Source organism: Burkholderia sp. MSMB617WGS (assembly GCF_001532025.2).
Lineage (GTDB): Bacteria > Pseudomonadota > Gammaproteobacteria > Burkholderiales > Burkholderiaceae > Burkholderia > Burkholderia savannae.
Genome location: NZ_CP013458.1, coordinates 2,518,769 through 2,529,084 on the forward strand (window position 1 = coordinate 2,518,769; position 10,316 = coordinate 2,529,084).

Annotated in this window: 6 protein-coding genes; 3 read left to right on the forward strand and 3 right to left on the reverse strand. The window is 69.5% G+C overall.

All coding sequences use genetic code 11. The features are described from left to right. The first annotated feature begins 360 nt into the window (after positions 1–360). Complete coding sequence (locus tag WT60_RS31975) at positions 361–1,545, forward strand: hypothetical protein (RefSeq protein ID WP_082759140.1); 1,185 nt, start codon at positions 361–363, stop codon at positions 1,543–1,545. 242 nt (positions 1,546–1,787) lie between these two features. Here the strand turns inward: WT60_RS31975 and WT60_RS31980 are convergent, their stop codons facing one another. From WT60_RS31980 to WT60_RS31990, 3 genes are all read right to left on the reverse strand, one after another. Next, complete coding sequence (locus WT60_RS31980; RefSeq protein WP_081990127.1) at positions 1,788–3,638, reverse strand: ABC transporter ATP-binding protein; 1,851 nt, start codon at positions 3,636–3,638, stop codon at positions 1,788–1,790. After that, positions 3,638–5,581, reverse strand: coding sequence for an ABC transporter ATP-binding protein (locus WT60_RS31985; protein WP_060355233.1), 1,944 nt, complete (start codon positions 5,579–5,581; stop codon positions 3,638–3,640). Before WT60_RS31985 ends, WT60_RS31980 begins: the two co-directional genes overlap by 1 nt. Positions 5,582–5,917: 336 nt before the next feature. Next, a complete protein-coding gene (locus WT60_RS31990) occupies positions 5,918–8,092 on the reverse strand; it encodes a TonB-dependent siderophore receptor (RefSeq protein ID WP_082759141.1) in 2,175 nt (724 codons plus the stop codon). Between the two features lie 285 nt (positions 8,093–8,377). Between WT60_RS31990 and WT60_RS31995 the strand changes: the two genes are divergently transcribed. Next, positions 8,378–9,340, forward strand: coding sequence for a helix-turn-helix transcriptional regulator (locus WT60_RS31995; RefSeq protein ID WP_038755258.1), 963 nt, complete (start codon positions 8,378–8,380; stop codon positions 9,338–9,340). 436 nt (positions 9,341–9,776) lie between these two features. Beyond that, entirely contained in the window at positions 9,777–10,244 is a 468-nt protein-coding gene (locus tag WT60_RS32000) for a hypothetical protein (protein ID WP_060355234.1), read from the forward strand. Positions 10,245–10,316: the final 72 nt, after the last annotated feature.

The window sequence follows — 10,316 nt, forward strand, 5'->3', positions numbered from 1 at the left end:
CGCGCGACGCACGCCGCCGCGAAGCACCGGTGCGCGCTAACCGTCACGGGAAGACGCGCACGATCCGGCTCGTCATGCTGTTGCCGGGTGTCGAATGCGAAATGCAAACACTCCGGCGACGCCCGACGCGCGCATTCGATCCGGATCAACGCGGCTCAGGCGCAGCTATCTAGAATGAAAGGGCATGACGAAGCGCACGTCACCCAAGCGGCGGCGCGCCCCCACGACCGATGAAAGCCGGAACTTCGGCATCGGAATCGCAAACCAAGCAAAGAAAGCCTCGACATTCGCGGCGAATGGAACCGGTGTGTGCCGCGGCTAGACCGACCGGCATTTTCGGATTCGCCGGGGGCAGCTTCGATGAACCGTCCTCACACTACGCAGCCACGTCTCCTTCAATGCGCATGCATGCTTTGCGTCGTTGCACGCACATCGCTTGCGGGCTTCGCGATATTCGTATCGCAACCGGTTAGCGCCGAACTGGCTGCGACGATTACCACCAAAGCATCCGTGTCGGCCAGCGCGGCTTCGGCAGTGGTCGCGCCCGCCACGAAGTCACATCGCGCGCCATCGGGCGCGTCGAACGCATCCGGCGCATCGAGCACTTCGGGCACTTCAGGCACTTCGGGCACTTCGAGCGCATCGAGCGCGTCGAGCGCGTCGGAGGCATCCGGCGCATCCGCGTCTTTGCAAGCGTCGAGCGCACAATCGGCAACGCCCCGCGTGCTAACCGCCCCGCCGCTGCCGACGCTGACCGAAGCCGAAGCAGCGGACGTAACGCGCCGCGCGCTCGCGTTGCGCGCAACGTTCGCGCACGAAGTCACGCGACGCCTGAAGGTGCCGGCAGCGGAGCAGCGCGCATACGGCGAGCGCCTGCAACAAATGCTCGATGCGCGCAATCTGGGCGAGCTGGCCCGTGAATACGTCGTGCTCGTCGATCGCGCGCCGAACGTGCAGGCGGCATTCATCTACTTCCGCACGACGCGGAACAACACGTGGCAGATGATCGGCGCATCGCCCGTCGCGACCGGCCTGCCCGGCCAGTACGACCATTTCGTGACGCCGCTCGGCGTGTTCGAGCACACGCCCGCGAACATGGATTTCCGCGCGGAAGGCACGATGAACGACAACGGCATTCGCGGCTACGGCCGCCACGACATGCGCATCTACGATTTCGGCTGGGCAGACGCGGAGCGCGGCTGGGGCAAGGGCGGCGTGTCTCAGATGCGCTTTCAGATGCACGCGACGGACCCGGAATATCTGGAGCCGCTGCTCGGCATTCGCCACTCGAAGGGATGCGTGCGGATTCCCGCGACGCTGAACGTCTTCATCGATCAGCACGGGATTCTCGGCGCCGAGTATGAAGCGCGCGCCGCCACCGGCGACACGCCTTGGGTGCTGCGCGCGCATCGGCAAGTCACGCCTTGGGCGGGCCGCTTTCTCGTCGTCGTCGATTCGGCGCGCAAGACGCGCCCCGCATGGTCGCCCGCGCCGGGCAAGAAGGCGCAGGCGAAGGTGCCGAAGGGCGGCGACACCGCGGATTGATGCAGGCAGGCGCGGACGGACGAGGCCGCCGCCTTGGGGTTTCGCTGTTTCGCCGCTGTGCGGTCGTGCGGTCGTGCGGTCGTGCGGTTGTGCGGTCTAGCCGTCTTGCGATCGTACCCTCGTGCCGTTCGCCATTACGCCGCCGAGCCGTGCCGCCGCGCCCGGTTCGCATGCGGCTTCGTCGCCGCTCACGTCCGCGCGAGAACGAGCCGAACCCATGCGTCGACCGCGCCGCCGCCGTGTCAGCGGCGTTGCGCCACCGCGTCGTCCGCGTTCGTCGCCGGCGTTGCGCGCTGCCCGCGCGGCGCCCCGCCGAATCCGTCGAGAGCCGCCTTTGCCCGATACTGCGCGTCCCACATCGCCCGATAGCGCCCGTCGGCCGCGATCAGCTCGTCGTGCCGCCCCTGCTGCACGAGCCGGCCGCCGTCGATCACGAGAATCCGGTCCGCGCCGACGATCGTCGACAGACGATGCGCGATCACGATGACGGTCTTGTCCCGCACGAGCGCATCGATCGCGCGCTGCACCGCCAGTTCGCTTTCGACGTCGAGCGCCGCGGTCGGCTCGTCGAGAATCACGATCGGCGCATTCTTCAGCAGCGCGCGCGCGATCGAGATGCGCTGACGCTCGCCGCCCGACAGCCGGCCGCCGATCTCGCCGAGCCGCGTCTGCCAGCGCTGCGGCAGGCGTTCGATGAACGCGTGGCATTGCGCGGCGCGCGCCGCCGCCTCGACTTCGTCGTCCGTCGCGTCCGGGCGGGCCATCCGGATGTTCGCGAGCACCGTGTCGTCGAACAGGTAGACGTCCTGGAACACGACCGAAATCAGCGAATTCAGCGCCGCCTCCGGAATCCGGCGAATGTCGACGCCGCCGATCTCGATCGCACCGCGCTGAGGATCGGCATGGCGCAGCAGCAAACGTGCGATCGTCGACTTGCCCGATCCGGACGGGCCGACGAGCGCCGTCATCCCGTTCGCCGGCAGCGTCGCGCTGAAGCCGCCGAGCGCGTCGCCCGCCGCACGCGCATAGCGAAACGACACGTCGTCGAAACGCAAATCGAAGCGGCTCGGCACGCAAGACGGCTCACGCAACGGCAGCGGCTCGACCGCGAGCAGCGCCTCGATGCGCTCCAGCGCGGCTTCGATCATCTCGACGACCGCCGCATAGCCGATCAGCGTCGCCATCGGCTCGGAGAAGCGCACGACGATCACCATCACGGCCGCGACGACCGACAGATCGAGCGATCCCATCACGACCCACGTGACGGCCGCCGCGACGACGAGCTGCAGGCCCAGCTCGACGACGCTCGCGACGACGAGATTCGGCTTCGCGCTCTTGCGGTGCGCGGCCGTCTGCATGGCAAGCAACTCGTCGCAGCGCTCGGCGAGCGTGGACGCCTTCGCCGTGTCGCCGCAAGCCGCGCGCAGCACCGGCAGCCCTTGCGTGAATTCGACGATGTCGGCGTTCAGGCGGCGGTGCGCGTCCGCGAGCGCGCGCATCCCGCGCCCGAGCGCCGGCTGGCGCCAGCGGTACAGCGGCACGATCGCGGGAAACACGAGCAGCAGGATCAGGCCGACGCGCCAATCGACGAAAAGCGCGGCGAGCGCGACGACGCAGGGCGTGACGGTCGCGAGCGCGATCATGTTGACAATCGCGAGCGTGTAGTTCAGGTTCTCGTCGACGTTGCCGAGCAGCAGCGCGTTCATCTCGCCCGAGCGCTTGTCCTGCAGCGTTTCGAGCGGCATGCGGCGCAACTGCTCGCCGAGCCGCATGCGCAGCGCGTGCGTCGTGTGCGCCATGCGCCCGTTGTATTCGAAGCCTTGCGCGCGCCAGCGAACGAGTGTCGCGAACGCGGCGATCAGCGTCATCGCGACCAGCCAGCCGAACGCCGACTCGATCGAGCGCGCGCCGACGATCGCGGCGATCAGCGGAAACAGGCACGCGAGCGCGAGCCCCTGCGCGGCCGCGGCCACGCACAGGCCGACGATGCTCGCGCGCAGCGCCGCCGCATTCGGGCCCGCGACGCTCGTCAGCCGGCGATACGTCACGCGCCACGACGTCGGGCAGGGGGTTTCGGTCGATTCGTGTTTCATCACGCGCGCTCCTGTTCGACGCGGTTCCGGTTTTCCTGCGCGCCCCCGCGCAGCGCCCAGCGTTGCACGCGCTCGTGGCTGTCCCACAGCCGCGCATAGACGCCCCGCGCCGCCAGCAGCGCATCGTGACGCCCCGCTTCGGCGAGCTCGCCCTGATCGAACACGAGAATCTGGTCGGCATGGCGGATCGTCGACAGCCGATGCGCGACCATGATCACCGTCTTGCCGCGCATCAGCGCGGACAGCGCCCGCATCAGCTCGGCCTCGTTCTCCGGATCGGAAAACGCGGTCGCCTCGTCGAGCACGAGGATCGGGCGGTTCTGCAGGATCGCGCGCGCGATCGTGACGCGCTGCCGCTGCCCGCCCGACAGGAATGCGCCGCGCTCGCCCGCGCGCGTGTCATAGCCGTGCGGCAGGCCCATGATGAAGTCGTGCGCCTGCGCGGCCTTCGCCGCCGCGATCACGTCGTCCATCGTGCGATTCGGCGAACCGAGGCGGATGTTGTTCGCGATCGTGTCGGCGAACAGGAACGTGTCCTGGAACACGAACGCCAGTTGCGACATCAGCGTATCGGCCGTCATGTCGCGCACGTCGACGCCGCCGACGAGCACGCGCCCCGCGTCCACGTCCCAGAAGCGCGGAATCAGCCGCGCGACGGTCGTCTTGCCCGCGCCCGACGGGCCGACGAGCGCCGTCGTCGAGCCCTGCGGAACGTGGAAGCTCACGTTGCGCAGCACGCGCGCGCCGTCGCGGTCGTCGGCGTCGGCGTGCTTGTCGCCGCTTGTGCCGCCGCTTGTGCCGCCGCTTGTGCCGCCGCTTGTGTCGCCGCTTGTGTCGCCGCTTGTGTCGCCGCTTGTGCCGCCGCTCGCGCCACCGCCGGCGCCCCGAACGCGACCGGCGTCGCGGCAGGCGGGCGCGGCGTCCGAATCGTCCCCGGCCGTCGCCCCGTAGCCGAAGCCGACGTTCTCGAACGTGACGCTCGCGTCGGCCGGCGCGCGCCCAACGGCGGGCATCGGCAGCGTCGGCAACGCCAGCGTCTGCTGGATTCGCGCGACGCTCAGCTTCGCCTTGTCGACCATGTGGTTGAGCATCATCATCGGCATCATCGCCTCCGCCATGCCGGTGCCGACGAGCAGCACCGCGATCCACGCGCCGAAATCCGCGGCATCGCGCGCGACGAGCCACGCGCCGAGCCACAGCATCACGAGCAACGTCGGCAGCGGATTGAGCGCCGCGAACGAGAAGCGCGCGGAAAAGCCCGCCTGCCGATACCAGCGCGTGAGCACGTCTAGATACGCGTCGAGCGCATGCTGGAAGCGGCCGAACGTCGAATAGCCGGCATCGAACGTACGCACGACGGGCATCGCCTGCACGAATTCGATGACGGCCGCGCTCACGCGCTCGCGCGCGTCGTTGTACAGCCGGCTCATCTCGACCGAATTGCGCATCGCGAGCGTCAGCACGCCGAACCCGATCGCCATCACCGCCGCCGCACCGAGCGCGAGCCGCCAGTCGAGCCACAGCAGCGCGACGAGCGTGCACGCCGGCCCGACGAACGCGCGCGCATAGAGCGGCGTGCTGTCGGCGACGAAGATGTGCAGCGCTTTCACATCGTCGTGGACGACCTTCGACAGCGCGCCCGCGCCGACCTGCTGCAGCGTGCCGAGCGGCACGCGCGTCAGGCGCTCGGCCAGATCGCCGCGCAGGATCTTCTCGAGGCGAAACGCCGCGTAGTGCGACTGGCTGAACGCGCCGAGCCGCAGGAAATAGCTGCCGGCGAGGCACAGCACGGCGCACGCGAGAGGCCACGCCGGCCACGCGTGCGGCCGCTCGGCGAGCTGCCGCACGGTCCATGCGAGCGACAGCAGGAACGCGACGTTCAGCAGCGTCGCGAGCGACGAGACGAACATCGCGAAGCGGATCTGCGCACGCACCGGGCGCATGATGCGCCACGGGTCGGGGCGAGCATCCGCGCGCCGTCGGCGTACTGGACGGGCGGATTCGGTCGGTGGTTCGGACATGGCGATTCCTCGTGGGCCCGGCAACGGGCGAGACTGGTTGGCGCGCGGCGGCGCAAGCCGATCACGCGCGGCGCGCGGCGGCAGGAGAAACCGTGCGCGTCCGCGCGACGGCCGTGCACCGCGTCGCGCGACGGCACGCGATCGCGCGCGGCGGCGCATCGCGGGCGACGTCGCCGCCCGGCGGCGCGCGGCGGGCGGGCGGGCGCATCGAGCGCGGCGCGGCGCGCGCAGCGATCCGCCGCGCCGCGGCTCGCGCGGTCAGTAGTCGAACGCAACCGTCACCCCGACCGTGCGCCCGAGGCCGACCTGCGCGAGATTGCCCGTCGGCGCGCGGAACGCATACGTGCGGTAGTCGCGGTTCGTCAGGTTCTGCGCATAGAGCGTGAGCTCGACGTCGCGGCGCACGCGCCAGCCGAGCGACGCGTCGACGAGCGCATAGCCGCCCTGGCGCAGCTTGTTCGCGACGTCGAAGTACTGCGCGCCGACCCAGCGCACCGCGACGCGCGGCCGGACCGTGCCGACGCTCGTCGGCACGTCGCCGCCCACGTTCAGCGTGAAGCCGTAGCGCGGCGCGAACGGAACGTCGTTGCCGGCGCACGCGGCGCAGCCGAACGGATCGACGTAGCTGCGGAACGTCGCGTGGTTGAAGAAGCCGTCGAGCGCCGCCGTCCAGCCGCGCGCGATGCCCCATTCGACGCCGAACTCGACGCCCGTCGAGCGCGTGTCGCCGACGTTGCGCAGCGATTGGTAGCCGAGCGGATCGCTGCCGTAGAGTTGCGCATTGCGGATGTCGATCCGATAGAGCGCCACGCTGCCGCGCAGCTTCTGCCCGGCGTAGCGCGCGCCGAGCTCGTAGCTCACCGCGCGCTCGGGGCCGAAGCCTTGCGCATCCGCGAGGCTCGACGGCGCGAGATTGAAGCCGCCCGGCTTGTAGCCCTGCGACACGTTCGCATAGACGCGCCACGCCGGATCGATCTGATAGCCGGCGGACAGCTTGCCGAGAATCCGGTTGCCTGCCATCCCGCTCGCGCCGGCGAACGGCGCGTATGTCGACGCGGACGCCATCGCCGTGCCGGCGAACTGCGTCCAGGCCTGATCGCGCGACGCCCGCAGGCCGGCCGACAGATCGAGCGCGCCCGTCACGTGCCACGTGACGTCGCCGTAAGCGGCGATCGACTTGCTCTCGTTGCTCGACGCGGTCGTCGACAGATTGACGACCGACGGAATCATCATGTCGTTGACGTACGTGCGCGACTGATGCACGTCCTGCCGATACAGGCCGAACACCGCGTCCCAGCGCCGGCCGGGCGCATGCGTCGCGAGCCGCAGTTCCTGGACGTTCTGCCGCCAGTTCTCCGGCTGCTGCACGAAGTACTGGAGAAACGGGAAGCGCCGCTCGATGTCGAGCGTCTGCCACGCGGAAACCGCCGACAGACGCCAGTCGCCGATGTCGTAGCGCCCGGACAGCGCGTAGCTGTTCCCGCAGCGGCGCATGTACGACTCCGCGTATTGCGCGGGCAGCCGCGGATCGATGTTCGCGGTGCGGCCGCCGATGTCGTCGAAGGGCACGTAGATATCCTGCGTCGCCTTCGCGCAATCGCGCCCGACCGATACGTTCACTTCCCACGGCGCGCCGGTCGGCGCGACGCGCAGCTTCGCGCTGCCTGCCAATGAGCGGGAACCGCCCTGATGATCCGCGCCGCTCACCGGATTGCGCAGATCGCCGGGCGCGTCGACGTGCGCGAGCGACACCGCGCCATACAGCAAATCCCTGACGAGCGGCCCCGCGACCTCCGCCTGCTCGACGTTGCCGCCGCGGCTCGAGACGCCCGCCCGCAGGTGCACGCGCGGCGTGTTGTCGGGCGGCATCGTGACGATGTTCAGCACGCCGCCTTCCGCGCTCTTGCCGTACAGCGTGCCCTGCGGCCCCTTCAGCAACTCGACGCGATCGACGCTCATGAGCGTCTGCGACGCGAACGTGGGCAACTGCGGCACGCCGTCGACGTACACGGTCAGCGCCGGATTGTAGAAATCCTGCGCCGACGTGACGCCTCGCAAGCCGATCAGCGGAAACAGCAGCGAACCGCCGCCCGTCATCTGCACGCCGGGCAGCACGCGCGCGAGATCGAGCGTGTTCGCGATCTGCGCGTCGTCGAGCGCCGGCTGCTCGACGACGACCGCCGCGCCGTTGAGGGTCGCAAGCGGCTGATCGCGCTTGCTCGCGGTGACGGTCACCGCGGACAGCTCGGTGGCCTGCGCCGCGCCGGGCGGCAAGCCGGCCCGAGCCGGAGCGCCGTCCGGCCGCTGCGCCGGCGATGCGTCGGCCGCGCTTGCGCGGGCGATGCCCGCCAAAGAAATGAGAGAAACCGCTACTGCCGTTGCAAAGGCGTTCGACGCCTGGAGCCTGCCCCGCCAGGCCCGCTGATACCGCATGAAACACACTCCTTGATGATCTCGTAGGACGGCCGGCGGACTCCTCGTGCGATCGTGCCTCACGAGCAATCCCGTGTCGTCGTGGGCGCGCGCCATGACGAGACGAAGCCGTCGCGCGCCCGAGGGCGCGTGAAGCCGCCGAAACCGACCGGCTCTCCCGGAATGAGCGAATCGTCTCGACGGCGGCGACTGGAATTGCAATAATGATAACAATTCTCATTTACATTGCCACCCCGATCGGATCGACTTCTACCCCGATCGGTATGTGCGCGGAGACGATCACCGATGCCTGCTACCAGTCCTACGCATGCGACAACACCCGAAGTCGCGATATCGACGCTGCTCGCGGATTCCACGCCGCCCCCCGAATCCGCGCCCGACTGCCGGCTGCTGCGCGTCGCGTTGCAGGACGGCATCGACGTGCTCGTCTGGCAAGGCGAGCTGCGGCAGCCGGTCTCGATGAACCTTCGCGACGACTGGGGCCGCGTGCATTTCTGTTGCGCGCTGCAGGGCCGCTCGCGCTTCTCGATCGACACCGGCGTCCGCGAAACCGAGCATGTGCTGTCGGCGGGCACGGGATGCATCAGCTACACGCCCGATTGCAGCGGCCGCGCGATGCATGCGGGCCGAATCGAAAGCGTGACCGTGTCGATCCGGCCGGATCTCGTGCGCGAGCTCGCGCCCGATCTCGACACGGCGCTTCAGCGCAAGCTCGATTCGGCGCGCTGTTGCGCGCCATGCCGATGCGACGCCGAGATGCGCGCGACCGCGCAGGCGCTGAGCCATGCGCTGCAAGACAGGCATCGATGCGCGCAGGGCCGCTCGGGCCGCCCGTCGCTGTGGCTGCTCGGGCAGAGCCTCGCGCTCGCGAGCCTCGTGATCGAGGCGCACGGCGAGCCCGCGCAGCACGCGTGGCCGCTGCCGGCCGCGGACCGGCAAAAGCTGCTGCGCGCGCGCGATCTGCTGCTCGCGGATCTGAGCCGCGCGCCGACGATCGCGGCGCTCGCCAAGGAAACGGGGCTCAGCGTGCTCAAGCTCAAGCGCGGCTTTCGCCAGTTGTTCGATCACAGCGTCTACGGGCTCTTCCAGCACGAGCGGATGCACGAGGCGCGCCGTCGGCTGGCGTGCGCCGACATGCCGGTGATGACCGTCGCCGCCGACATGGGCTACGCGAACGCGAGCCATTTCACGGCGGCGTTCCAGAAGCAGTTCGGCGTCAACCCGTCGGCGTTCAAGCATCGCCGCTGACGATTCGTCCGGCGACATCCGGGCCTTGCGCGATATCCGCATGACGCGCTCTTTCGCGACATCGCCCGTCGCTGTCCGCACCCCGGCTGCGCCCTCCCGCCCCCCTCTTTTCGCCCGATGCGGATGCCGCGCCATCCGTGTCGGGCGAGCGTTTTTCGGCGGCGGCCGGATACCGATACGAGCGCAAATAAACCCGTTTCGGGTAGAGGCTCTAAACAATAACGCTTATCGTTCTCAATAATAAGAAGCACGACAAATCGAGGCAGCGCGCGTCGCACAGCGCCGTTGCACTCGGGGCAGGCAGACGATGGCTCGCCGATCCTCAAACGGATCTTTCAGGCGGCCGCCGATCGATTGCGCGTGTCGCCCGAAGGCCGCGCGCGGGTTCGTCTGTCCCGAGTCTTGTCGCTTGCGTGGCGTTACCGACGAGGGATTCATGAACGACTTCATCGACACCCGATCCTGGCCGCTCGTGTATCTGCACATGCCCGCGCAGGTGCCCGATACGGAGGCGGATGCACGGCTCGCGCAGTTCAAGGCGCTGTACGCGCGCGCCGAGCCGTTCGTGCTGGTGATGGACGGCGAGGAGCTGCCGCGTCATTCGCCGCGCTTCGTATCCGCGTATGTTCAATGGAGTCGCGACAACGCCGAGCAGCAGCGGCTGTGCGCCGGCGCGATCCGCATCGAGGCGGACGGCGCGCGGCGGCGCGTCTACGAAGACAAGGCCCGCGCGTGGGACCGCGCCGGGCATGCGCCCTACCCGTTTCGCATCGCCGCGACGCACGTCGAAGCGCGCGCACAGGCGCAGGCGTGGCTTGAACAGGGCGGCGGCCGCGCGCGAACGCCGGCCGCGCCGCGCGCAGAAGTCCGTAGCGCCGCGAGAGCGAACGCCGCGCCGAGTTGACCGGCGCACGGCGCCGCACGTGCCGCGGCAGCCGACGCGCCTCGTCACGCGAGCGTTTCCGCCCCCCATCCG